The 22,235-nt window shown below is 60.9% G+C and carries 22 protein-coding genes; 10 read left to right on the top strand and 12 right to left on the bottom strand.

From position 1 onward, the window contains the following. A complete protein-coding gene (locus O3W47_RS20080) occupies nt 1–1,017 on the bottom strand; it encodes a ligase-associated DNA damage response exonuclease (RefSeq protein WP_269314460.1) in 1,017 nt (338 codons plus the stop codon). 308 nt (nt 1,018–1,325) lie between these two features. Continuing rightward, on the bottom strand, nt 1,326–2,855 hold the full coding sequence (locus O3W47_RS20075; RefSeq protein ID WP_269314459.1) for an MDR family MFS transporter: 1,530 nt from the start codon (nt 2,853–2,855) through the stop codon (nt 1,326–1,328). Between the two features lie 141 nt (nt 2,856–2,996). Here O3W47_RS20075 and O3W47_RS20070 point away from each other — a divergent pair, with 141 nt between their 5' ends. Further along, entirely contained in the window at nt 2,997–3,512 is a 516-nt protein-coding gene (locus O3W47_RS20070; RefSeq protein WP_003522221.1) for a MarR family winged helix-turn-helix transcriptional regulator, read from the top strand. An 82-nt stretch (nt 3,513–3,594) separates the two neighbouring features. Continuing rightward, nucleotides 3,595–4,254, top strand: coding sequence for a glutathione S-transferase family protein (locus tag O3W47_RS20065; protein WP_269314458.1), 660 nt, complete (start codon nt 3,595–3,597; stop codon nt 4,252–4,254). A gap of 150 nt (nt 4,255–4,404) precedes the next feature. On the opposite strand, the gene O3W47_RS20060 is transcribed toward O3W47_RS20065, so the two are convergent. Next, complete coding sequence (locus O3W47_RS20060) at nt 4,405–5,025, bottom strand: glutathione S-transferase family protein (protein WP_269314457.1); 621 nt, start codon at nt 5,023–5,025, stop codon at nt 4,405–4,407. 134 nt (nt 5,026–5,159) lie between these two features. After that, nucleotides 5,160–6,158 carry an asparaginase gene (locus tag O3W47_RS20055; RefSeq protein WP_269314456.1) on the bottom strand — a complete coding sequence of 333 codons (999 nt, stop codon included), beginning with the start codon at nt 6,156–6,158 and terminating at the stop codon, nt 5,160–5,162. A gap of 73 nt (nt 6,159–6,231) precedes the next feature. Here O3W47_RS20055 and O3W47_RS20050 point away from each other — a divergent pair, with 73 nt between their 5' ends. Continuing rightward, nucleotides 6,232–6,984: a DUF3750 domain-containing protein gene (locus O3W47_RS20050; RefSeq protein ID WP_162936708.1), complete on the top strand. Its 753-nt coding sequence runs from the start codon at nt 6,232–6,234 to the stop codon at nt 6,982–6,984. A gap of 4 nt (nt 6,985–6,988) precedes the next feature. Here O3W47_RS20050 and O3W47_RS20045 read toward each other — a convergent pair whose 3' ends face one another. Then, the gene (locus tag O3W47_RS20045) at nt 6,989–8,332 is read right to left on the bottom strand and encodes a chloride channel protein (RefSeq protein WP_269314455.1); all 1,344 of its coding nucleotides are present in this window, start codon (nt 8,330–8,332) and stop codon (nt 6,989–6,991) included. A gap of 150 nt (nt 8,333–8,482) precedes the next feature. Here O3W47_RS20045 and O3W47_RS20040 point away from each other — a divergent pair, with 150 nt between their 5' ends. Further along, nucleotides 8,483–8,755: a YlcI/YnfO family protein gene (locus O3W47_RS20040; RefSeq protein WP_127756223.1), complete on the top strand. Its 273-nt coding sequence runs from the start codon at nt 8,483–8,485 to the stop codon at nt 8,753–8,755. Next, nucleotides 8,752–9,051, top strand: a complete 300-nt coding sequence (locus tag O3W47_RS20035) for a type II toxin-antitoxin system RelE/ParE family toxin (protein WP_078051124.1) — start codon at nt 8,752–8,754, stop codon at nt 9,049–9,051. The genes O3W47_RS20040 and O3W47_RS20035 overlap by 4 nt, the downstream gene beginning before the upstream one ends. 3 nt (nt 9,052–9,054) lie before the next feature. Here O3W47_RS20035 and betA read toward each other — a convergent pair whose 3' ends face one another. From betA to betI, 3 genes are all read right to left on the bottom strand, one after another. After that, nucleotides 9,055–10,704 carry a choline dehydrogenase gene (betA, locus tag O3W47_RS20030; protein WP_269314454.1) on the bottom strand — a complete coding sequence of 550 codons (1,650 nt, stop codon included), beginning with the start codon at nt 10,702–10,704 and terminating at the stop codon, nt 9,055–9,057. A 226-nt stretch (nt 10,705–10,930) separates the two neighbouring features. Beyond that, a complete protein-coding gene (betB, locus tag O3W47_RS20025) occupies nt 10,931–12,412 on the bottom strand; it encodes a betaine-aldehyde dehydrogenase (protein ID WP_269314453.1) in 1,482 nt (493 codons plus the stop codon). Nucleotides 12,413–12,424: 12 nt separating this feature from the next. Continuing rightward, entirely contained in the window at nt 12,425–13,045 is a 621-nt protein-coding gene (gene betI / locus O3W47_RS20020) for a transcriptional regulator BetI (RefSeq protein WP_065115089.1), read from the bottom strand. 363 nt (nt 13,046–13,408) lie between these two features. Here betI and O3W47_RS20015 point away from each other — a divergent pair, with 363 nt between their 5' ends. The 5 genes from O3W47_RS20015 to O3W47_RS19995 all read left to right on the top strand — a co-directional run bounded on the left by O3W47_RS20015 (nt 13,409) and on the right by O3W47_RS19995 (nt 17,439). Beyond that, complete coding sequence (locus O3W47_RS20015; protein ID WP_035236784.1) at nt 13,409–13,645, top strand: ribbon-helix-helix domain-containing protein; 237 nt, start codon at nt 13,409–13,411, stop codon at nt 13,643–13,645. Nucleotides 13,646–13,828: 183 nt separating this feature from the next. Next, complete coding sequence (locus O3W47_RS20010; RefSeq protein ID WP_020812512.1) at nt 13,829–15,631, top strand: GGDEF domain-containing protein; 1,803 nt, start codon at nt 13,829–13,831, stop codon at nt 15,629–15,631. An 88-nt stretch (nt 15,632–15,719) separates the two neighbouring features. Continuing rightward, nucleotides 15,720–16,733 carry an NAD(P)H-quinone oxidoreductase gene (locus tag O3W47_RS20005; RefSeq protein ID WP_269314863.1) on the top strand — a complete coding sequence of 338 codons (1,014 nt, stop codon included), beginning with the start codon at nt 15,720–15,722 and terminating at the stop codon, nt 16,731–16,733. Nucleotides 16,734–16,795: 62 nt separating this feature from the next. Then, a complete protein-coding gene (locus tag O3W47_RS20000; protein ID WP_269314452.1) occupies nt 16,796–17,077 on the top strand; it encodes a toxin-antitoxin system TumE family protein in 282 nt (93 codons plus the stop codon). Continuing rightward, nucleotides 17,074–17,439 carry an HVO_A0114 family putative DNA-binding protein gene (locus O3W47_RS19995; RefSeq protein WP_269314451.1) on the top strand — a complete coding sequence of 122 codons (366 nt, stop codon included), beginning with the start codon at nt 17,074–17,076 and terminating at the stop codon, nt 17,437–17,439. The genes O3W47_RS20000 and O3W47_RS19995 overlap by 4 nt, the downstream gene beginning before the upstream one ends. A gap of 519 nt (nt 17,440–17,958) precedes the next feature. Here O3W47_RS19995 and O3W47_RS19990 read toward each other — a convergent pair. The 4 genes from O3W47_RS19990 to O3W47_RS19975 form a co-directional block, all read right to left on the bottom strand. Then, a complete protein-coding gene (locus tag O3W47_RS19990) occupies nt 17,959–18,999 on the bottom strand; it encodes a sulfate/molybdate ABC transporter ATP-binding protein (RefSeq protein WP_003520463.1) in 1,041 nt (346 codons plus the stop codon). An 11-nt stretch (nt 19,000–19,010) separates the two neighbouring features. Continuing rightward, nucleotides 19,011–19,883 (bottom strand): sulfate ABC transporter permease subunit CysW, encoded by an 873-nt coding sequence (gene cysW, locus O3W47_RS19985; protein ID WP_269314450.1) that lies wholly within the window; start codon nt 19,881–19,883, stop codon nt 19,011–19,013. Continuing rightward, nucleotides 19,876–20,733 (bottom strand): sulfate ABC transporter permease subunit CysT, encoded by an 858-nt coding sequence (cysT, locus tag O3W47_RS19980; protein WP_269314449.1) that lies wholly within the window; start codon nt 20,731–20,733, stop codon nt 19,876–19,878. The genes cysW and cysT overlap by 8 nt, the downstream gene beginning before the upstream one ends. A 198-nt stretch (nt 20,734–20,931) precedes the next feature. Continuing rightward, nucleotides 20,932–21,957, bottom strand: a complete 1,026-nt coding sequence (locus tag O3W47_RS19975) for a sulfate ABC transporter substrate-binding protein (RefSeq protein ID WP_035262358.1) — start codon at nt 21,955–21,957, stop codon at nt 20,932–20,934. Nucleotides 21,958–22,235: the final 278 nt, after the last annotated feature.

Below are 22,235 nucleotides of genomic sequence, written 5' to 3'. Positions count from 1 at the left end.
TCAATCCCCCTCATCCTCGTAACCGACAAGATGCAGCGGCTTGGCGGCAATGCCCTGCAACTCGCACCAGCGCACCAACGCCTCCTCACGGCCATGGGTGACCCAGACGGCCTGCGGCGAGATTTCCTTGATCGTCTCCAGCAGTTCCGGCCAGTCGCAATGGTCTGATATGACGAGCGGCAGTTCAACTCCGCCCTGCTTTGCCCTCTGCCGCACCATCATCCAGCCGGACGCGAAAGCGATGAGCGGTTCATTGAAGCGTCGCGCCCAGCGTTCCTGAAAAGCCGAGGGTGGACCGACGACGATGGCGCCCTTGAAGGCGGAAGGATCGCTTTTTTCGAGCGTTGCCGGGCGCAGATCACCGAGATCGATGCCCTGCGAGACGTAATAATCGCAAAGCCGCGCCAGCGCGCCGTGAATATAGATGGGATCGGAATAACCGTTGTCCCGCAAAAGCCGGATGACGCGCTGCGCCTTGCCCAGCGAATAGGCGCCGACAAGGTGCGTCCGCTCGGGAAACTGTTTGATGGAGGTGAGCAGCTTGCCGATTTCCACGCGCGGCAACGGATGGTGAAACACCGGCAGGCCGAAGGTGGCCTCGGTGATGAAGACATCGCAGGGAACGATCTCGAAGGGTGCGCAGGTGGGGTCGACGCCGCGCTTGTAATCGCCCGATGCGACGATGCGCAGGCCGTTCATTTCCACCGAGATTTGCGCCGAACCCAGCACATGGCCGGCGGGATGGAAACCGGCGGTGACGCCGTTCACCTCCACCGTCTCGCCGAATGCCACCGCCTGCTCGCTGCCGCAGAAGTCCTCACCGTGACGGATACGCATGATATCCAGCGTCTGGCGCGTGGCCAGCACCGCGCCATGGCCGGCGCGGGCGTGATCGGAATGGCCATGGGTGATGAGCGCCCGCGCCACCGGGCGCACGGGATCGATATAAAAATCGCCCGCCGGGCAATAAAGGCCCTTGGGCGTGGAATTCAGGAGCTGTTCCGGCTTCATATTCATTGAGATAGGGCCGCCCGCGCGAATGTAAAGTGCTGCGAGCATAACGCGGAACGGGCGTTAAATTTCCAGCGGCGGTGTTTTTGTTTTACGGGACCATAGTGGTGAGACACATTGCACGACCCCTCCTTTCCCTCATTCCTGTGCTCGTCACAGGAATCCAGCCAACGCGCGTCCGCGCGGTGGGAAGAGTCTTTTCAGCCCAAGGACTTGGGCTGGCTGGATCCCTGTGACAAGCACAGGGATGAGGGTATGGTGAGTAACGTGAACAAGGTGCGTCAATCCCATCGCACCGTCTTAGGTGACAGCTCTTACTCCCCCGCCCCTTCGGCCGGCTTCGCCTGCGCCGCCGCCGGCAGTCGCACCGGTTTCAGCATCAGCGCCGCCGCAAGGCCGATGGCGGCGGTTGCGGCTGCGGCGAAGAAGAGCGGCGTAAACGCATCCGAATAGAGCGAGGCGACGGCGGCTTGCGAGGCCGCCGGGAGTTCGGAGAGCATTTTCGGCGTCAGTTCCTCGATCTTGCCGACGCCGGGAATGTCGACCGCCACGCCCTTGAGGCTCGATGACACGATGGCGCCATAGACCGAAATGGCAATGGCAGCGCCACCCATGCGGGTCAGCGTCACCGCGCCGCTCGCCGCACCGATATCCGCCTTGGGCGCGGAATTCTGCACGCCGATGATCGGCGCCTGCTGGCCGAGGCCGACCGCAAAGCCTTGTGCCAACATGAGGACCGCAATCACCCAAAGCGGCGTTCCCGCATGCATCTGCGTGAAGAGCAGCATGGCGATGACGTTGATGGAGAGACCCGCCACCGAGAAGGGCTTGTAGACGCCGGTGATCGAAATCAGCCGTCCCGCCGAAAGCGAGCCCATGACGATGCCGCCGGTGACGGCGATGAAGAACAGGCCGGCATGGGAGGGCGAAAGCCCGGTCGTGGTCTGCAGGAACAGGGCATAATAATTGACCATGCCGATACCGATGCCGCCGCTGGTCAGCGACACGATCATCAACAGCGGAAAGGTGCTGTCCTTGAAGAGACGCAGCGGCACGACCGGTTCCGGCGCGCGGCGTTCCACCAGCACCCAGAGAAAGGCGGCGATGACGGCGAAAGCAATGATGCCGAGGCTGGGGGCTGCGATGAGCGAGCCGAACAATTCGCTGCTGTCGGCCCAGAAGACCACGCTGGCAATGGTGGCCGCCAAGAGCACCGCGCCGAGATAATCGATCTTCGGCTGGCGGGCCGGACGGCGATAGGGCAGCATCAGCGCCAGCCCTGCAATCACGATAATACCGAGTGGCAGGTTGATAAGGAAGATCGACCGCCAGCCGAACAGATCACTCATCGTGCCGCCGAGGATCGGGCCGACACTGCCTGACGCCATGATGGTGAGGCTGGAATAGCTCTGGTAGCGGGCGCGTTCGCGCGGTTCGAACAGGTCCGCATTGACGGAAAAGATCGACACCATGATGCCACCGCCGCCAAGGCCCTGCAACACGCGGGCGGCAATCAGCGAATCCATCGACCATGCCAGACCGCAGGCGAGCGAGCCGAGCGTGAAGATGACGACTGCCGCGATCATCACATATTTGCGGCCGAACAGATCGCCGAGCTTGCCATAAACCGGCATGACCGCGCTGGTCGCCAGAAGATAGGCCGAGCCGATCCAGCCGAAACGCTCCAGCGCGCCGAACTCACCGACGATGGTGGGCAATGCTGTCGATACGATCTGGTTATCGAGGGTCGCCATGAACATGGCCAGCATCAGGAACAGAAAGACGATGAGCCTGCGCCGATGATCCGACACAAGCGGCGCCACGGGGGCGGTGGACATATCCATGAAAAATCTCGTTGGCTTCCGGCGGTTTTGCTGCGACAATTTGTGTGCTATCAGCATATATATGTCAATGGCAAGTTTTTGACATCTGTGCTAATGCCGCTAAATGTGATCGGAAAACAGCATCGAAAGGGACGATGAAGCGTGGCGACTGAGGAAAACTGGAACGAGGATCTGCCCGAGGACATCAAGCGGATCGGCAATACGATGACGCGTATGCGCATCATGATCGGCCGCCGCATCATCGGCCGCATGGCGCTTGCAAAGCTCGCTCCGGGTCTCGAACTCTCCCATATCGACGTTCTCGATATTCTGCGCCGGGCGGAAGGCGATGTGACCGTGGGTGCGATTGCCGAGGGCATGCGCATCGACCCCTCACGCGGCAGCCGGGTGGTGGCGGATATGGTGGGACGCGGCCTGCTGAAACGCGGCGTTTCCCAGGAAGACGGCCGCCGGAGCATCGTCGAAATCACGCCGCTCGGCACCAGTCTTTTGCAGGAGATGCGCCGGACGAAGATGAGCGTCATCGAGGATGTGATGGATGGATGGCCCGCGGAGGATGTGGAGACATTCGCACGCCTGTTCGAACGCTTTATCGACCGTTTCGAATATCGCCTGTCGCCGGATACGGACTTCTTCACGGATCAGAAAAAATCATAGTTGCCCCGGCGATCTGCAACTTCACTTTAAGAGGGTGAGACCGTAACGTGCCGCGCATCTAACTGGCCAAGGGGTAACTTCGATGTTGACGATTTACGGTGTCTACCGTTCCCGTGCCACGCGCACGCTGTGGCTTGCGGGTGAACTGGGCATAGAATTCAAACATGTGCCCGTGATACAGGCCCGCCGCCTTGCCGATCCGCTGGCTGCGGATGCGCCGCTCAACACGCTGTCTCCGGCCTTCCTGGCCGTCAACCCGATGGGCACCATTCCCTGCATCGAGGATGACGGCATGGTGCTCTACGAATCCATGGCCATCAATCTCTACCTTGCCCGCAAATATGGCGGGCCGCTCGCTCCCGTCGATCTGAAGGAAGATGCGGCGATGCTGCAATGGTCCTTCTTCGCCGCCACCGAAGTCGAAACCAATTCGCTGAAGATTTCCTCCGCCATCGCCGAAGGCCTGTCGGAAAGCGATAGCGGCAAGGCCGTGATCGATGTCGCCGCCCGGCTGCTGAAGCGCCCCTTCCGGGTGCTGGAGCAGCATCTTTCCAGCCATGACTATCTTGTCGGCGACCGTTTCACCGTGGCCGATCTCAACGCGGCGGAAATCGTTCGTTATGCGCAGGGCCACAAGCCGCTGTTCGACGCCCATCCGGCGCTGAAAGCCTGGCTGGATCGTTGCCAGGCCCGCACGGCGTTCAAGACGATGTGGGACAGCCGCTCCGCCGAGGCGGCCTGAGCGGTTAAGCCCCTTACCCCTCCGTGATGCAGGACCTGATCCGGCATCCAGCCAGCCCAAGTCCTTGGGCTGAGAGGAGTCTTCCCGCCGCGCAGACGCGCGTCGGCTGGATTCCGGCTCAGGGCCGGAATGACGGAAATACTGAGCCTCTCAGCCCCTCTCTCCCTCCAGCGCCCGCTGCACCGCCGGGCGGTCGTTCATGCGGCGGAAGTGGTCGTGCACTTTCGGGAAGCGGGCAATATCCACCCCATCGCTTTCCAGCCAGCCGGACATGACGAAAAGATAGGGATCGGCAACGGAATAGGCGGTGCCAAGAACCCAGGGACCGTGCAGCATGCCGTGCTCGATCAGTTCGAAGCACTCGCCCATGGTCTGCGGCACCTTGGCTTTCATATCGGCCAGCGAACTATTCTCATTCGCCCAGCGACTGCCGCGCCGGCCATGCGCGTGGGCGACATGCACGGTGGAGGAAATGAAGGCGTTGAAGGACTGCATCAGGGCGAATTCGAAGGGATCGTCGAGCGGTGCGAGCTTCTTTTCCGGCGCCATCTGGGCGACGAAGGCGAGGATGGCGGGCGTCTCCGTCAGCACGCCGCTTGCCGTGGCCAATGCGGGCACGCGGCCCTTCGGATTGATCTTTAAAAATGCCTCGGAGCGTTGCTCGCCCTCCGCGAAATTGACGCGGTGGGCCTTGTAAGGCAGGCCGGATTCCTCAAGCACGATATGGCTGGCGCGGGAGCAGGAACCGGGGGAGAAAAACAGTGTGAACATGGATATGCGACCTCCAAAGCAATGAAGCGCCCGTTTCTTCCTCATGCGGACGCCGCCCCTCGGCGGCCATGGAATGACCGTCGCACGCAGGGCACGTCATCATCGTGCCCGCAACCGGCCGCGTCAAAGGTTATTTAAAGCCCGACGACGCGGATGTCGCCGACATGGATGCCGTTCCAGTTGCGCATCTGCCGGTTCGCCATGCCGCTCAAAGCCTGCTGCTCGGCGCTGCCTTCATCGAAATAACGCGCAAGCAGTGCCGAGACCATGGCTTCCGCCGCCCGCGTCGTGCCGTCTTCGCATTTCACCGCCATGGCAACGCCCTTTTCCGGCAGGGCGGCGACGAAGACGCCTTCAGCGCCGGTCTTTGCGAAGATTTGTCCCGGTGCGATCTGCATCAGTTTCGTGCAGGCGCGGCCGGTGCCCGCCACGTAAAAGGGCTCTGCCATGCAGGCCTCGACGAGACGGCGCGAGGCTTTCGCACGGCCTGCTTCCACCCCTCTGCCCGTCGCCATCTTTGCGAAACCGTGCGCCAGCCCTTTGAGCGGAACGGCATAGGTGGGGATGGAGCAGCCATCCACGCCACAATTGTCCTGGCCGAGAGCAGCACCCGTCAGGCTTGCCATCGTGGCGCGGATTTCCTGCTGCAGCGGATGATCGTAACCGACATAGCCCTGAGGATCAGTGCCGGTGTGGCAGCAGGCGCAGATGAAACCGGAGTGTTTGCCGGAGCAATTATTGTGAAGCGCCGTCGGCTTTTCCAGCGTGCGGGCCTGATGGATGATGGTTTTCTGGTCGGAAGACCAGTGCGCGCCGCATTCCAGCGTATCCACATCCCTGCCCGCCTTCGCCAGCATCGAAGCGGCGAGCTCCACATGCGCGTCCTCGCCGGAATGGGAGGAGCATGCAAGCGCCAGTTCGCGGTTGCCGAACTGATAGGCATCCGCAGCACCGCTTTCCACCAGCGGCAGCGCCTGCATGGCCTTGCAGGCGGAACGCGGGAAGATGCCGTGCTCGATATCGCCAGCCGAAAACAGCACGCCGCCATCGCCATCCACCACCACGGCAAGGCCCTGATGGCGGCTTTCCACGAGGTTGCCGCGGGTGACTTCGACGGTAACGGAATTGTTCATTTTCGCAGCCTCAAAAAATTCTGATTTCATATGGTTGATACCGCAATTGATTTTTCGATGCACGGGGCTGTTCGTGAAATTTGCAAAACGTCTGCTGCTGGCGATTGCCGTTATCTATCTGCTTCCCGCGCTGGCATCGGCCGGGCTGTGGGCCATGAAAGACCATCCGCGCGGCTGGAACGCCGCCAGATGGTCGTCCTCCGGCATGCTGCCGGCGGCGTCCGGCAACGGCGAAGCCGCCGTTTACGTCTTTTCCGCCATGACCGGCGGTTTCAAGGGCTCCGTCGCCAGCCACGCCTGGGTCGTGCTGAAAAAGCCGGGTGCTGCGACCTATGACCGTTATGACAAAGTGGGCTGGGGCACGCCGATCCGCCACAATGGCTATGCGGCGGATGCCTACTGGTATTCCAACATGCCGCGCCAGGTGGTGGCCATTCACGGCGCGGAGGCGGAAAAGCTCATCCCGAAGATCGAAAAGGCGATTGCCGATTACCCCTATGGCCGGCCGGGCGGCTATCGCATTTATCCCGGTCCAAACTCCAACACCTTCGTCGCCCATGTGCTGCGCAGCGTGCCGGAACTCGGCGTCGTGCTGCCGCCGGATGCCGTGGGTCGCGATTATCTGCCGGACGGCGCGTTTTACCACATCGCCGATGACTGGAAGGATGCAAGCGTTTCGCTCGGCGGCCTGTTCGGCATTTCGGCCGGTGCGCGCAGCGGTTTCGAGATCAATTTTCTCGGTCTTGTCGCCGGCATCGATTTCAGCCGACCGGGCGTAAAGATACCGGGGCTTGGGTATTTCGGCGTGGCGGGCATCCGCGCGTAAGCGGTTACGTTTCGCTGGCCTGAGCGGCGCGTCTGGCGCGGATGCTCTGGGCGATGAAGACCCGCGACAGGCCGTGGTAAAGCGGCTCGCGGGAGAAAAGCCGCGACGTCAGATATCCCAGCATCGATGCGGCCATGATGGGCATGACGCCTTCGTGATTGCCGGTCATTTCAAGGATGATGACAAAGGCCGTCATCGGCGCCTGCACCACGCCCGCAAAATAACCCGCCATGCCGACGATGGCGCCAAGGCCGATGCTGGTGCCGAGCAGGCTTGCCATGGTGCTGCCGAAACCCGCGCCCACCGACAAAGACGGTGCGAAAATGCCGCCCGGAATGCCCGACATCATGGCCAAGAACGTCGCCGCCAGTTTTTCGATGAAAAAGAATGTCGGCGCGGCCTCGCCCTCGATTGCCGCGCGTGCCTGTTCGTAACCGGTGCCGAAGGTCGCGCCGCCAGTCGCAATGCCGAGGACGGCGGAAGCAAGGCCGCAGGCGGCTGCGACCGCCAGCATTCGCTTCAGCGGCATGGTCTGGGCAAAACGGCGGATACGTGCCGAGAGCCTCAGGGCACCGGCGCTGAACAGCGCACCGAACGCACCGCCGCCAACGCCGCAGACCAGAACCAGCAGCCAGTCCATGGCCGTTTTCGCCATCACCGAACTGGTGCCGAAATAGGTATAGCTGCCGACCAGCGCCAGCGAAGCGAGGCCCGACAGGATGACGGCAGTGAGAACGAGGCCATTGGCGCGGGATTCATAAGTCTTGCTCATCTCCTCGATGGCGAAGACGATACCGGCCAGCGGCGTGTTGAAAGCCGCCGCGATGCCCGCCGCCGAGCCAGCGAGAATGAGACCTTTCGCCTGCGCCATGCCGCCCCAGCGGGCGGCCTGCAGCATGATCGAGGCGCCAACCTGAACGGTCGGGCCTTCACGGCCGATGGAGGCGCCGGACAAAAGCCCGGCCACCGTCAGCACCACCTTGCCGAAGGCGAGTTTCAGCGACAGAAGCCGCGAACGGTCCGCATCTTCCCGCAGGTGCCGCGCGGCGATCGCCTGCGGAATGCCGCTGCCGCCGGCATTGGGGAAAACCGTGATCGCGAGCCATGCGCAGAGCGTGAAGCCAAGCGGCGTGATGATGAGCGGCAGCAGAAACGCCCATTCGCCCGATGAGGTTGCCGCGAAGAAAAGGTGCTGGGCTCGATCCGCAAGCCATGCAAAGCCGACGCTGATAAGGCCGACCGCAATCGCGCCAATCCAGAAAACCGCCCTCGGCCTCCACACCCGCCACGAACCCCAAACGACACGGGAACGGCGGAGCATCTTCAGCTTTTTGTAGTCGACAGGCATGGCGGTCCAGATCGGTGATTTTGATGTTCGTCATCAGGCGGGAAGCCCGTTTATCCGCCTCTCGGGCGGGGATTGCAAGGTTTTGCATTTGACAGGTGGATCGTATCGGCGCATTCTCTGCATCGCAATTGCAACGCACGGAGACCCAACATGAAAACGGCAACGATCCCTTCGCTGCGGGTAACGGCGGATTTTCGCGAGGCTGCTGAAAGCGTGCTGAAGGAAGGCGAGACGCTTTCTTCCTTCGTTGAGGATTCCGTGCGCAGGCAGGTGGAAATCCGTAAATCACAGGCAGAGTTCATTGCGCGCGGGCTGGCCTCGCTCGAAGAATCCAAACGGACGGGGATTTTTTATTCGGCCGAAGAGGTGCATGGGGAATTGCGGGCGATGCTCGCCGCCAAGAAAGCTGAGCGTGGCGAGTGACCTTCAATCTCCGGTACACGATTGCAGCCCGAGCGGACATAACCCGGCTATATGATTTTCTGCTGGAAAAGGATTTTTCGACGGCGGAAAAAGCCGTGGACCGAATCATTTCGACGATTGAGGGACTGAGCGAATTTCCTTTCGCAACGCGCAAGGCGCCTGGGGACAACGCACTCTTACGAGAACTGATCGTTCCGTTCGGATCTTCCGGTTACATCGTCCTCATTCAAATCGAAGATGCGGAAACCGTGTCCATCCTCGCGATCCGCCACCAACGCGAGGACGATTACCATTGATCCTTACCGGTCGCTGACGGCCGCGCGCGGGTTTACCCACGGTTCCTGATTGGAACGCGGCAGCGGGGTTTTGCCGAGAATGTGGTCCGCCGCCTTTTCGCCAGTCATGATCGACGGGCCGTTGAGGTTGCCATAGGTCACATGCGGGAAGATCGAGCTGTCCGCCACCCGCAAACCCTCCACGCCGATGACCCGGCATTCGGGATCGACGACGGTCATCGGGTCGTCCCTGTCACCCATCCGGCAGGTGCCGCAGGGGTGATAGGCGCTTTCCAGATGCTCCCGCAAAAAGGCGTCGATCTCCTCATCCGTCTCCACATTTTCGCCGGGCTGGATTTCCGGCCCGCGAAAATCGTCAAAGGCTTTCTGGCTGAAGATGTCGCGCGTCAGGCGCACGCAATGGCGGAACTTCTCCCAGTCTTCCGGGTGGCTCATATAGTTGAAGCGGATGACGGGATCGTCCTTCGGATCGGCCGAGCGCAATGTGACATTGCCGCGCGATTTCGACAGGTTGTAGCCGACATGCACCTGAAAACCATGGCTTTTCGCCGCCGCCTTGCCGTCATAGGAAATGGCGACCGGCAGGAAATGATACTGGATATCCGGCTGCTTCAGACCGGGTGCTGAGCGCAGGAAGGCGCAGGCCTCGAACTGGTTGGAAGCGCCAAGCCCGCCTTTCGACAGCAGCCATTGCGCACCTGCAACGCCCTGCCAGAACCATGGCAGCCAGGAATAGAGCGAGACCGGCTTGGTGGAGACCTGCTGGAAATAAAACTCCATATGGTCCTGAAGATTTGCGCCCACGCCCGGACGATCCGCCTTCACCTCGATCCCCATGTCTTTCAGATGGGCTGCGGGGCCGATGCCTGAGAGCATCAGCAGCTTCGGTGAATTGAAGGAGGATGCCGAGACGATGACCTCGCGATTGGCCGCGATGGTTTCCACCATGCCCTTGCGCTCGATCTCGACGCCAACCGCGCGACCGTTCTCGATGACGATCTTGCGGGCGAAACCGTTGACCAGCGTGACATTGCCGCGCTTCAGCGCCGGTTTCAGATAGGCATTGGCGGCGGACCAGCGGCGACCATTGTGGATGGTCTGCTCCATCAGGCCGAAACCCTCCTGCTTGGAGCCGTTGTAATCGTCGGTCAGTTCGAAACCGGCCTGCGCGCCGGCCTGAATGAAGGCGTGGAACAGCGGATTGTTGACCGGGCCGCGCTGCACATGCAGCGGCCCATCCGTGCCGCGCCAGCCCTCCTCGCCGCCATGGCTGTGTTCCATCCGCTTGAAGTAAGGCAGCACATCCGCATAGGCCCAGCCATGCGCGCCAAGCTCTTCCCAGCGGTTGAAATCCTCGGCATGGCCGCGGACGTAAACAAGGCCGTTGATGGAGGACGAGCCGCCGATGACTTTTCCGCGCGGCGCCGTAATCCTGCGGTTGTCGAGGTTCGGCTCGGGTTCGGAGAGATAACCCCAATTATAGCGCTTCATGCTCATCGGCCATGCGAGTGCGGCCGGCATCTGGATGAAGGGGCCGAAATCCGAACCGCCTGCCTCGATGACGATCACCGAATAACGCCCGTCTTCCGACAGGCGATAGGCGATGGCGGAACCTGCGGAACCCGAACCGACGATGACGTAGTCTGCTTGCATGATTTGCTCTCTCCGGTGAGCGTTGGTTCCGATTGATTGTTGGCGGGTGGGGCCTACCCCCTCTGCCCTGCCGGGCATCTCCCCCTCAAGGGGGAGATCGATATGCGGCGAGGTCGCGCCCATCTCGACGTCAGCGAATGAAGTGGCGGTGGCGCCGCTTGCCGATCTCCCCTTTGAGGGGGAGATGCCCGGCAGGGCAGAGGGGGTAAGCCCCACGCACCGCCCATCAATAAGGCGCGTCCACCTTCCCCGTGCTCACATAAACCGTCTTCAGCTCACTATAATGCTCCAGCGCCGCCGCCGAATTCTCGCGCCCGAAGCCGGATTGCTTGGAGCCGCCGAAAGGGATTTCGACCGGGCAGAGATTATAGGTGTTGATCCACAACGTGCCCGCCTCCAGCTGATCGACCACGCGATGGGCGCGGGCGAGATCGGCGGTGAAGACACCGCCGGCGAGACCGAATTCGGTGGCGTTCGCGCGAGCGAGAACCTCGTCCTCATCATCGAAATCCAGCACGCACATGACGGGCCCGAAGATTTCCTCGCGGGCGATGGTCATGTCGTCGGTCACATCGGCGAAGACGGTCGGCTGCACATAAGCGCCCTCGCCCGAGACGTTGTTGGGAATGCCGCCGCCGGTGATGAGCGTCGCGCCCTCTGCCTTGCCCTTTTCGATATAGGAAAGGACTTTCTCCTGCTGGGCCCTGGAGACCAGCGGGCCGAGATGGGTGGCGTAATCGAGCGGATCGCCGAGGATCATCGCCTCGGTGCGGCGCTTCAGATTGTCGAGGAAACGCTCCTTCGCCTTTTTCTGCACGAAGACGCGGGTGCCGTTGGAGCAGACCTGGCCGGAGGAATAGAAGTTGCCGAGCATGGCCCCGCCGACAGCGCTTTCGATATCGGCGTCGTCGAAGACGATCAGCGGCGACTTGCCGCCGAGTTCCATGGTCACATGCTTCAGATGCCCGGCAGCGGCGGCGGCCACCTTGCGGCCGGTCGGGACTGAGCCGGTGAGCGAGACCTTGGCCACATCCGGGTGGTTGACCAGCAGCGGGCCGGTACCGCGATCGCCCTGAATGACGTTGAACAGGCCCTTGGGCAGACCGGCTTCAATGAGGATTTCGGCGATCTTCAAGGCGCCGAGCGGGGTGTTTTCCGAGGGCTTGAAAACCATGGCGTTGCCGGCGACCAGCGCGGGCGCCGCTTTCCAGCAGGCGATCTGCTGCGGATAGTTCCACGCGCCGATGCCGACGCAGACACCGAGCGGCACGCGCTTGGTATAAGCGAAATCGCCGCCGAGGGGGATGTAATCGCCGTTCAGCGCCGAAGGGGCGATGCCGCCGAAAAATTCGAAGGCATCCGCGCCGGACGTCGGGTCTGCGACGATGGTTTCCTGAATGGGCTTGCCGGTATCCAGCGTCTCCAGCGTGGACAGCGCATCGTTGCGCTCGCGCATGATATCGGCGGCGCGTTTGAGGATGCGGCCGCGGGCCATCGGGCTCATCGCCGCCCATTCCTTCTGCGCATGTTTGGCCGAGGCGATGGCGCGCTCAACGATGGCAGGCGTTGCCGCATGCAGCCTCGCGATCACCTCGCCGGTGGCCGGAAAGATGCTCTCGAACTGCGTGCCGGCCGTGTCTTCGACATACACCCCGTCGATGAAATGCGAGGCTTTCGGCTGCGCCTTGAGCGGCGTCGCGATGGTCATGTCGAAGTCTCCTTAAAGAACGCGGATGGACGGCTTTTGGCGCTGTCCATCGGGAAATGATTTGAGCTGCATGTCGAAATAATCCTCGACAAGCGCCGGTGCGGAGGCAATGCCGAGCGGCGCCGAGCGCAGGCTGTGGCGAATATAAAGCCCGTCGATGAGCGCCGCCGCCCCTTCCGCGATGCGCGCGGCATCGTCCGGCGGGCAGAGCCGGTTGAGGCTTGCCATGAGGTTGGACCTGAGACGACGGGAATAAAGCACCAGCAGGCGGCGGGTTTCTTCCGAGCGCTGCGCTTCGACATAAAAGGCGAGCCATGCCGCCACCGTTTCGGGCGTGAACTGGTCGCTCTGGAAGGAGACATGCACGATGGCGCTCAGCCTTTCGCGCGGACCGGAAGCGCGGGTCAACGCTGCCACGGCATCGCGCCTGAGATCGCGCAGCAGGCTGCGAATGGTTTCCAGCAGAAGCTGTTGCTTGCTGCCGAAATAATGATGCGCGAGCGCCGCCGACACGCCCGCTTCCCGGGCTATATCCGACATCGTCACATTCAGCGAACCATGGTGGCCTATGGTGCGAAGCGCCGCATCCACCAGCGCCTTGCGACGCAAAGGCTCCATTCCGATCTTGGGCATAGGGGTCTCCTTGACGGAGGCAAATTATTCTTGATTGATCGATCAATCAATAAAAAACGCGCCATTTTATGTCGCTGATTTGCGATGGATCATATTTTCCACCGCCGGCGCGTGGTAGTTTCCCGCTCATCGGCCAGTGTGGCGAACCCCATGCCGCCGTTCGGCTCACGCCGGAAAAACTAAACCGTGATTTACTGCGAATTGGGAATGGAACGCGTTTCGTGCTAATATCGCAGATGATACAAATTTCGCTGGAAGCGGCGCCAGACGAAAGACGATAAAAACGCCCGCCATAGACCACGACGGCATCCGATCCCGGACATCGAAGAACCGCTCGCAGCGTTTAAAGAAGGGAGTGATATCATGCCAATGGTGACAGTATCGATTTCCCCGGAACAGGCAGCAAGAATGCGCGAGGCCGTGAATTGCGGCGCTTACGCATCCGGCAGCGAGGTCGTCAGGGCAGCGCTGAGACTATGGGCGGCCTCCGCCGAACATGGCGTCGGCGCAAAGTCCACGCAGCCTGTGGAAGCGGACCGGGAACGCATGAACGTTGCGGAACTTTATGCCGCGCACACCGGGCACATCCGCCGGGCATAAGGCCCGGCGTAACAACCTTCCATATGGAAAGGGTTGTAACAAAACGTTCATCAAAGCTTCACAGTCGTGAAAGCTTTTGTTGACCTGTAATCTGCGATTGTTCGCCGCAAAAGAGACGGGTTCCCGATGGCGCATTCCACACGGCGCGCCACCAAGGGGACCGGCAATAGCGGAGAAATAGAAATGCAGGCCGTCACGCTGGAGAACGATGTCATAAGGCGTTTTGCCTCCGGGCACATGTTTCCCATGGCGAAACTGGTGCTCGAAACGGCGTTTCAGCCGATTGTCGAGGCGACGACAGGCACGATTTTCGGTTATGAATCGCTGATGCGCGGCCATGACCGGCTTGGTTTTTCCAATCCGCTGGCGCTTCTCGACCAGGCTGCCGCGGATGGCGAGTTGAAGGCCTTCGAGCAGATGCTGGCAAGCCGGGCGCTGGCGAAATTTTCCACCCTGCCCGATTTTTCCTCCGCCACCCTGTTCCTCAATCTCGATGTGCGGCTGATCCCGCATGGCGACGCCATTCTCGACAAGCTTGTCGGTCATCTGGCGCGGGCGGGCATTCCCGCCTCCTCCATCTGCTTTGAGCTTTCCGAACGTTTCGACAATACCAGCGTGCCGGAATTCACGGCGCTGATTGCCCGCATGCGCAAGGAAGGCTTCAAGCTGGCCATCGACGATTTCGGCGCCGGCCATGGCGAGATGAAGCTGCTGTGTGATTTCCCGCTGGATTACCTGAAGATCGACCGGCATTTCATCACTGGCGTCGACCAATTGCCGCGCAAGCAGCACCTTGTGCGCAACATCGTCAACATCGCCCATGTTCTCGGTGTGCGGGTCATTGCGGAAGGCATCGAAACCGAAGCGGAGTTTCTGACCTGCCGCGAATTCGGCGTCGATCTGGTCCAGGGCTGGCTGATCGCGAGGCCCACGGTCTTCACCAGCGAGCTGCCGGAGAGCTTTCCCCACATCAACCGCATCGGCGTGGCGCGGCGCAGCAGCCAGACGCTGGATGAAATTCTCATTCGCCGCGAAATAGAGCGCCTTCCCACCGTCTTCGAGCATGACAGCGTCGACAGCGTTTTCGAACTGTTCCGCAGAAATCCGCAGCAGGCGTTTTTCCCGGTTCTCAACGCCAATGGCGAACCGCGCGGCGTCATCAACGAATATCACCTCAAGGAATATATCTACCGACCCTTCGGCCGCGACCTGCTCAAGAACAAGATCTACGAGCGCACCATTTCCCATTTCGTCGATCCCGCGCCGATTGTCGGTCTCGATGCCGACGCCGATCAGCTGATGAACATGTTCGCCAGCATGGGCGGCAGCGCCTGCATCATTCTCACCGAAAACATGCGTTATGCCGGCATTGTTTCCGCCGCTTCGCTCATCAAGGTCATCAACGAAAAACAGCTGAAGATGGCGCAGGACCAGAACCCGCTGACGGCGCTGCCCGGCAACCGCGCGATTGGCGGCTTCATTGCCGACCGTTGCAGCGATGGCGACGAGGCGCGCTTCTTCTGCTATTGCGACTTCGACAATTTCAAACCCTTCAACGACAAATACGGCTTCAACGCCGGCGACCACGCCATCACCCTGTTTTCGGCGCTGATGCGCCGTTACTTCTTCGCCGGCGATTGTTTCCTCGGCCATATCGGTGGCGACGATTTCTTCATCGGCGTGCGTGACTGGACGGTGGAGGAGCTGACGGAAATCCTCGAGCGGCTGCTCAGCGATTTCCACGACGATGTCGCCGAACTCTATTCGGACGAGGACCGCGCCGCCGGCTGCATGAAAGGCCAGGACCGCCATGGCAATGAGCGGGACTTCGCGCTGCTGCGCTGCTCCATCGGCGTCCTCACTTTGCCGAAAGGTCTTATCATCGCCAATCCCGAGCGGATCGGCAGCGAGATTGCGGGTGTGAAGGCGGCTGCGAAGGAAAACGAAGGCGGTCTCGTCGTCCGGGTCTTCGGCGAGACAAATTGACACTCGTGACAAACGGCCTCCTTCCCTAAGCGGTGCATCTGACCTACATCTTCAGGCGACGCCGACACGTGAGGAGTTGCCCTTGACCATGCCCGACACCAAGACCCTGCCCGAAACAATGCGCTTCATCGACCTTCCCTCCCATGGCGGCCCGGAGGTGATGCGGCTTTCGCAAGCGCCTTTGCCGAAGCCCGCGAAAGGCGAGGTTCTCGTGAAGGTCGAGGCGGCGGGCGTCAACCGGCCGGATGTGGCGCAGCGGCAGGGCACTTATCCGCCGCCGAAGGATGCGAGCCCGATCCTCGGCCTTGAAATCGCCGGCGAGGTGGTTGCGCTGGGCGAAGGCGTTACCGAATTCAAGCTGGGCGACAAGGTCTGCGCGCTCGCCAATGGTGGCGGTTATGCGCAATATTGCACCGTGCCGGCCGGGCAGGCCCTTCCCTTCCCCAAGGGTTACGATGCGGTCAAAGCGGCCGCCTTGCCGGAAACCTTCTTCACCGTCTGGGCCAATCTCTTCCAGATGGCCGGCCTCACCGAAGGGGAAAGCGTGCTCATCCATGGCGGCACCAGCGGCATCGGCACGACGGCGATCCAGCTCGCCAGAGCTTTCGGCGCGGAAGTCTATGCCACGGCAGGCTCGGCGGAAAAATGCGAAGCCTGCGTGAAGCTCGGCGCCAGACGGGCGATCAACTATCGCGAGGAGGATTTCGCCGAAGTCGTTAAATCCGAAACCGGCGGCAAGGGCGTCGATGTCGTTCTCGACATGATCGGTGCGGCCTATTTCGAAAAGAACCTTGCCGCACTCGCCAAGGACGGCTGCCTGTCCATCATCGCCTTTCTGGGCGGCGCGGTCGCCGAGAAGGTCAACCTCACCCCCATCATGGTCAAGCGCCTCACCGTCACCGGCTCCACCATGCGCCCCCGCACGGCCGACGAAAAACGCGCCATCCGCGACGACCTCGTCGCAGAGGTCTGGCCGCTCATCGAAAGCGGCCAGCTCGCGCCTGTCATCAACCGGGTCTTTACGCTGGACGAGGTCGTGGAAGCGCACCGGCTGATGGAAAGCAGCAATCATATCGGCAAGATTGTGATGCGGGTGTCGTGATGCTCTGAGCGCCATCGTTGTTTTCATTGACAACACACTAAAGTGTTGTCACAAATAACAACATGAAGGCTATTCTGCTCGAAAAGACGCGCAAAGTGATCGACGAGACGGCCTTCTTCGAGGTTGTCCTGTGGCATCTGCCTGAGCCTGTTCCCGGCAGTCTCCACCCGTTCAAATATCGGCTGGCGCTGGTGATCAAAGGGGAATGTGTTCTGCGTTATGACAATGAGCGCGGCAAAGGCGATCATCGTCATATGGACGGGCGTGAAGACACCATCGCCTTCACGACGCTCGAAGCCCTGTTCGATGCTTTTCAGGTGGATATGGAAAGGATTTTGTCATGACCGCACTCACCGTCCGTCTCAGCACGATCAAGGATATCAAGAGCCGCTTTGTTGCCGCCGGTAATCTGGCCATGTCCGGAAAGCCGGTGGAGGCGAAACCATCCGTCGAATTTTCAAGCTATGAGGACCTGCACCGCATTCTCGCGCCGCTTCGCCTTGCCATCGTCAAAGCTCTGGCCGGACAGGGACCGCTTTCTATCCGGGAGGTTGCCCGTCGGGTCGGACGGGACGTACAGGCCGTTCATCGCGATGTGACGTCGCTCCTCCATGCGGGCGTCATCGACCGGAACGAGGCTGGCCTCGAGTTTGCCTATGACAGCATCCACTTCGAATTCGACGTAAAGGCCGCAGATGCGGCATAGGTGCCGGGCGTCCCCAGGAAGTAATCCCTCTTGCATTACTGACGAATCGTACTACCTTCTAGTTATGTTCAACGTATCGGAAGGAGGTGATCCAATGTCTAGTGAGATTTCGGTCTCTGGTGCAGGCAATGGAAAGGGTGTGTTTTCGACGGGGCAGCCCTCGTTGTAAAACCTCTTGCCTTCGGAACGTTGAGAAACAGTCCCGGGTCTGTAAACAGGACCAAACTCATGGAAGGGTCGCTTTGGCGGCCCTTTTCCGTTTTTGCGTATTACTTCGACGATTGGGGAAATCTGTGCCTCGAGTGCCGGCGCGGCAAGCTCGATGCTCGAGGCTACTCGTGACACACCTCTTCCGTCATGCCGGGCTTGACCCGGCATCCAGCCGGCGCGCGTCTGCGCGACGAGAGGACTCCTTTCAGCCCAAAGACTTGGGCTGGCTGGATACCGGCTCGAGGCCGGTATGACGGCGAACTGGGGAGAGCGCCGGATCAGCGACCGTCAATTGCGGTCACTTCTCTCCTATTTCTTCCCGAACACCTTCCACCGCGTCGGCCGGAAGCGCAGTTCCGCCCCTACCGCCACGGCGGCGTTGAGCGGCACTTCGATTTCGAGGTGATAGGGCTCATGGCCGTTATTGGCGATGTCGATTTCGGCGATGCGGGTGCCGGCCAGGCGGCGACAGGTGGTGACCTTGCCATAAAGCGCGTCCTTCTCTTGCGTCAGCACCACATCTTCCGGGCGGAAGAAAAGCTCGCCCTCGCCAGAGCCGCTCTCGTCGATGCCGATGCTTTCGCCCTGGAACAGCACATGGCCGTCGCGGATCGTCACCGGCAGGCTGGAGGATTCGCCGATGAAGGAGAAAACGAAGGGAGAGTTGGGCGTGTCGTAGACATCGTCCGCCGTGCCGACCTGTTCGATCTTGCCCTGGCTCATGACGACGACGCGGTCTGCCAGTTCCAGCGCCTCTTCCTGATCGTGGGTGACGAAGACGGTGGTGTGGCCGGTGCGATCGTGGAATTCGCGCAGCCAGCGGCGCAGCTCCTTGCGCACCTTGGCGTCGAGCGCGCCGAAAGGTTCATCGAGGAGCAGCACCTTCGGCTCGATGGCCACAGCGCGGGCAAGCGCCACGCGCTGGCGCTGACCGCCTGAAAGCTGCGAGGGGTAGCGCTTCTCAAGACCGGAGAGATGCACCATGTCGAGAAGTTCGGAGACCCGCCTGCGGATTTCGGCCTTCGGCGGACGCTTGGCGGAGGGCCGGACCTTCAGGCCAAAGGCGATATTGTCGGCCACCGTCATATGGCGGAACAGGGCGTAGTGCTGGAACACGAAACCGACATTGCGCTCCTGCACCGTGCGATGCGAGGCATCCTCGTTGCCGAAGAAAATCTGGCCGGTCGTCGGCTGTTCGAGACCGGCGATGAGACGCAGCAGCGTCGTCTTGCCGGAGCCGGAAGGACCGAGCAGCGCGATCAGCTCGCCGGAACGAATGTCGAGCGACACGTCGTTCAGCGCCGGAAAGCGGTCGAACTGCTTGGTGATGCCGGAAACTTTCACTTCCATGAAGATGCCTTTCAATGCTTGCCGGCTGCGTTGCCCGCGCCAAAGCGTATTTCGAGAATGGTTTTGAGAATGAGCGTCACGAGCGCCAGACCGGCGAGCAGCGTCGCCACCGCAAAGGCCGCGCCCATATTGTACTCATTGTAGAGTATCTCGACATGCAGCGGCATGGTGTTGGTTTCGCCGCGAATATGGCCCGAGACCACCGAGACGGCGCCGAACTCGCCCATGGCGCGGGCGTTGCAGAGCAGCACCCCGTAAAGCAGGCCCCATTTGATATTCGGCAGCGTGACATACCAGAAGGTCTGCCAGCCCGAAGCACCGAGCGAAATCGCCGCCTCCTCGTCGCCATTGCCCTGATCCTGCATCAGCGGGATCAGTTCGCGCGCGACGAAAGGAAAGGTGACGAAGATGGTGGCGAGCACGATGCCCGGCACGGCGAAGAGGATCTCGATGCCATAGCTCTTCAGCCATGGCCCCAGAACGCTGTGGGACGAGAACAGGATGACATAGACGAGGCCCGATATGACCGGCGAGATCGAGAACGGCAGGTCGATGAGCGTGATCAGGAATGCCTTGCCCTTGAACTCGAATTTCGCAATCGCCCAGGCGGCCATCACCCCGAAGATGAGGTTGAGCGGCACGGAAATGGCGGCGACGAGCAGGGTCAGGCGGATGGCGGAGAGCGCGTCCGGTTCGACAATCGCCTCCCAGAAGCTTTCCGCACCCTTGCGGAAGGCTTCGAAGAAGACCGAGACCAACGGCAGAACCAGAAAGGCGGCGAGGAAGAGGAAGGCTATCGCGATCAACGCCAGCCGGGCGGGAAAGCTCTCGCTGGCGGGGTCGCGGAACGGCCGGGGGGACGTGCGGGAAGCGGTCTCAGACATAACCGTACCTCTTGCGGCTCCAGGCCTGAATGAGATTGATGAGGAACAGCATGGCGAACGAGATGATCAGCATGATGGTGGCGATGCCGGTCGCGGCCGCATAATTGAATTCTTCCAGCCGGATGACGATGAGGAGCGGCGCGATTTCCGAGACGTAGGGAATATTGCCGGCGATGAAGATGACCGAACCGTATTCCCCGACGCCGCGTGCGAAGGCGAGCGCGAAACCCGTAAGGATCGCGGGTGTCAGGCTCGGCAGCAGAACGCGGGTGATGGTCTGGAAACGGTTCGCGCCAAGCGTGGCGGCCACCTCCTCCACCTGCCGGTCGATTTCTTCCATGACCGGCTGCACGGTGCGGACCACGAATGGCAGGCCGATGAAGATCAGCGCGATGACAATGCCGGTCGGCGTGAACGCGATCTTGATGCCGAAGGGTTCGAACAGCGAACCGACCCAGCCGCGATTGGCGTAAAGCGTGGTCAGCGCGATACCGGCGACCGCCGTCGGCAGGGCAAAAGGCAGATCGACGATGGCATCGACGAAACGGCGGCCGGGAAAACGGTAACGCGTCAGCACCCAGGCGACGATGACGCCGAAGACCGCGTTGACCAGCGCGGCAAGAAATGCCGTTCCGAAACTGACACGCAGCGCATTCAGCGTGCGGCTATCCGTGACAATCGCAATGAAATCTGAAAAACCCAGTTTCGCCGTGGACCAGACAAGGCCGCCAAGCGGAATAAGAATGATGAGAAACAGATAGGTCACTGTGTAACCAAGCGTCAGGCCGAAGCCCGGTATGACGCTCGACTGCCGCCATTTCCACCTGTTTCCGGAAGTATTATTGCTCATCAAGGCTCCGGATAATCTTTAGTTTGGCGCATTTCCGGACAGGAAACCGGGGTCCGCTTTTCCTGGAAATGCTCTCTGGGAGCCGGTGTTCCCCGGCGTTTATTATAAAGTATCGACCGGCACGGTGTCCGGTCGATCGGGTTTTGTTTTCTGTTGTCCGTGCGGACGCGGGCGATCTCTTTTCAGCCCATCATCCGCTTACTTTGCGGGCTTGTAAATCTGGTCGAAGATGCCGCCGTCACCAAAATGTTCAGGCTGCGCCTTGGCCCAACCGCCAAACTGCGGGTCGTCAATGGTGACGAGCTTGATGTCGGGCAGCTGCTTGAGCAGATCCTTGGAGACGACAGCCGGGTTGGACGGACGGTAGAAGTGCTTCGCCGCAATATTCTGGCCCTCGTCGGAATAGAGATACTGCAGATAGGCTTCCGCCGCCTTGCGGGTGCCCTTGGCGTCGACATTGGCGTCAACCACGGCAACCGGCGGTTCGGCAAGGATCGAGATCGGCGGCACGACGATATCGAAGGCGTCAGCGCCGAATTCCTGGCCGGCGAGATAGGCTTCGTTTTCCCAGGCGAGCAGCACGTCGCCGATCTGGCGCTGGGCGAAGGTCACCGTGGAGCCGCGGGCGCCGGTGTCGAGAACCGGGGCGCGCTTGTAGAGCTCGCCGACATAGGCCTTGATCTTGTCCTGATCGCCCTTGAATTCTTCGTTTGCCCAGGCCCAGGCCGCCAGATAGTTCCAGCGCGCACCGCCCGAGGTCTTCGGGTTCGGCGTGACGATCTGCACGTCACCCTTCACCAGATCGCCCCAATTATGGATGCCCTTCGGGTTACCCTTGCGCACCAGGAAAACGATGGTGGAGGTGTAAGGCGAGGAATTATGCGGCAGGCGGGTGCGCCAGTCCTTGTTGATCTTGCCGGAGTTCTGGACGATGGCATCGATATCGCTCTGCAGCGCCAGCGTCACGACGTCCGCTTCCAGACCGTCAATGACCGAACGCGCCTGCTTGCCGGAGCCGCCATGAGACTGCTGGATCGTGACGTCCTCACCCGTATCGGCCTTCCACTTCTTGGCAAAGGCTTCGTTGAAGTCCTTGTAGAGTTCACGGGTCGGATCGTAGGACACGTTGAGCAGCTTGGTCTGCGCGGCGGCCGAGCCAGCGCCGCCAAGTGCCAGTGAGAGGCTAAGCGCAACAACGCTCAAACCGGACAGAAGCTTGGACATCGGTATTCCCTCCTGATTGCGATGGCTTAACTCTACCGGTTGAGTAGAGTTGGTCAATGAGGCCGAATACGATCGAAAAAGTGTTTCCCGAGAGCGTTTTCCCGGGCAACAAATACAGCGCAGCATAAGCGAAAGGCGCAACAAGCGTCGTGTAAAACTTTGCTGAATGCAAAACCGTTTCACATTTTTGACGATTTTTTGCGCTGACGGCGAAAAATATTATGGGGTTTTAGACGATTTTTTCGTTTGGAAGGAACGAGGCAGGGGGATCATTACAA

It is taken from the genome of Agrobacterium sp. LMR679 (assembly GCF_027157905.1).
In the GTDB taxonomy this organism is placed as follows: Bacteria; Pseudomonadota; Alphaproteobacteria; order Rhizobiales; family Rhizobiaceae; genus Agrobacterium; species Agrobacterium leguminum.
Note: the sequence above shows the minus strand (reverse complement) of the source record. Positions and strands in the feature narration are given on the sequence as shown.

What these genes read in the sequence shown, in the direction of transcription:
- O3W47_RS19990 (WP_003520463.1), bottom strand. Translation starts at nt 18,999, where the DNA reads ATGGAAGTGAAAGTTTCCGGCATCACCAAGCAGTTCGACCGCTTTCCG.
- O3W47_RS20045 (WP_269314455.1), bottom strand. Translation starts at nt 8,332, where the DNA reads ATGCCTGTCGACTACAAAAAGCTGAAGATGCTCCGCCGTTCCCGTGTC.
- betI (WP_065115089.1), bottom strand. Translation starts at nt 13,045, where the DNA reads ATGCCCAAGATCGGAATGGAGCCTTTGCGTCGCAAGGCGCTGGTGGAT.
- betA (WP_269314454.1), bottom strand. Translation starts at nt 10,704, where the DNA reads ATGCAAGCAGACTACGTCATCGTCGGTTCGGGTTCCGCAGGTTCCGCC.
- O3W47_RS20015 (WP_035236784.1), top strand. Translation starts at nt 13,409, where the DNA reads ATGCCAATGGTGACAGTATCGATTTCCCCGGAACAGGCAGCAAGAATG.
- O3W47_RS20000 (WP_269314452.1), top strand. Translation starts at nt 16,796, where the DNA reads ATGAAGGCTATTCTGCTCGAAAAGACGCGCAAAGTGATCGACGAGACG.
- O3W47_RS20040 (WP_127756223.1), top strand. Translation starts at nt 8,483, where the DNA reads ATGAAAACGGCAACGATCCCTTCGCTGCGGGTAACGGCGGATTTTCGC.
- O3W47_RS20005 (WP_269314863.1), top strand. Translation starts at nt 15,720, where the DNA reads ATGCCCGACACCAAGACCCTGCCCGAAACAATGCGCTTCATCGACCTT.
- O3W47_RS19975 (WP_035262358.1), bottom strand. Translation starts at nt 21,957, where the DNA reads ATGTCCAAGCTTCTGTCCGGTTTGAGCGTTGTTGCGCTTAGCCTCTCA.
- O3W47_RS20055 (WP_269314456.1), bottom strand. Translation starts at nt 6,158, where the DNA reads ATGAACAATTCCGTTACCGTCGAAGTCACCCGCGGCAACCTCGTGGAA.
- O3W47_RS19995 (WP_269314451.1), top strand. Translation starts at nt 17,074, where the DNA reads ATGACCGCACTCACCGTCCGTCTCAGCACGATCAAGGATATCAAGAGC.
- betB (WP_269314453.1), bottom strand. Translation starts at nt 12,412, where the DNA reads ATGACCATCGCGACGCCGCTCAAGGCGCAGCCGAAAGCCTCGCATTTC.
- cysT (WP_269314449.1), bottom strand. Translation starts at nt 20,733, where the DNA reads ATGAGCAATAATACTTCCGGAAACAGGTGGAAATGGCGGCAGTCGAGC.
- cysW (WP_269314450.1), bottom strand. Translation starts at nt 19,883, where the DNA reads ATGTCTGAGACCGCTTCCCGCACGTCCCCCCGGCCGTTCCGCGACCCC.
- O3W47_RS20080 (WP_269314460.1), bottom strand. Translation starts at nt 1,017, where the DNA reads ATGAATATGAAGCCGGAACAGCTCCTGAATTCCACGCCCAAGGGCCTT.
- O3W47_RS20075 (WP_269314459.1), bottom strand. Translation starts at nt 2,855, where the DNA reads ATGGATATGTCCACCGCCCCCGTGGCGCCGCTTGTGTCGGATCATCGG.
- O3W47_RS20010 (WP_020812512.1), top strand. Translation starts at nt 13,829, where the DNA reads ATGCAGGCCGTCACGCTGGAGAACGATGTCATAAGGCGTTTTGCCTCC.
- O3W47_RS20065 (WP_269314458.1), top strand. Translation starts at nt 3,595, where the DNA reads ATGTTGACGATTTACGGTGTCTACCGTTCCCGTGCCACGCGCACGCTG.
- O3W47_RS20060 (WP_269314457.1), bottom strand. Translation starts at nt 5,025, where the DNA reads ATGTTCACACTGTTTTTCTCCCCCGGTTCCTGCTCCCGCGCCAGCCAT.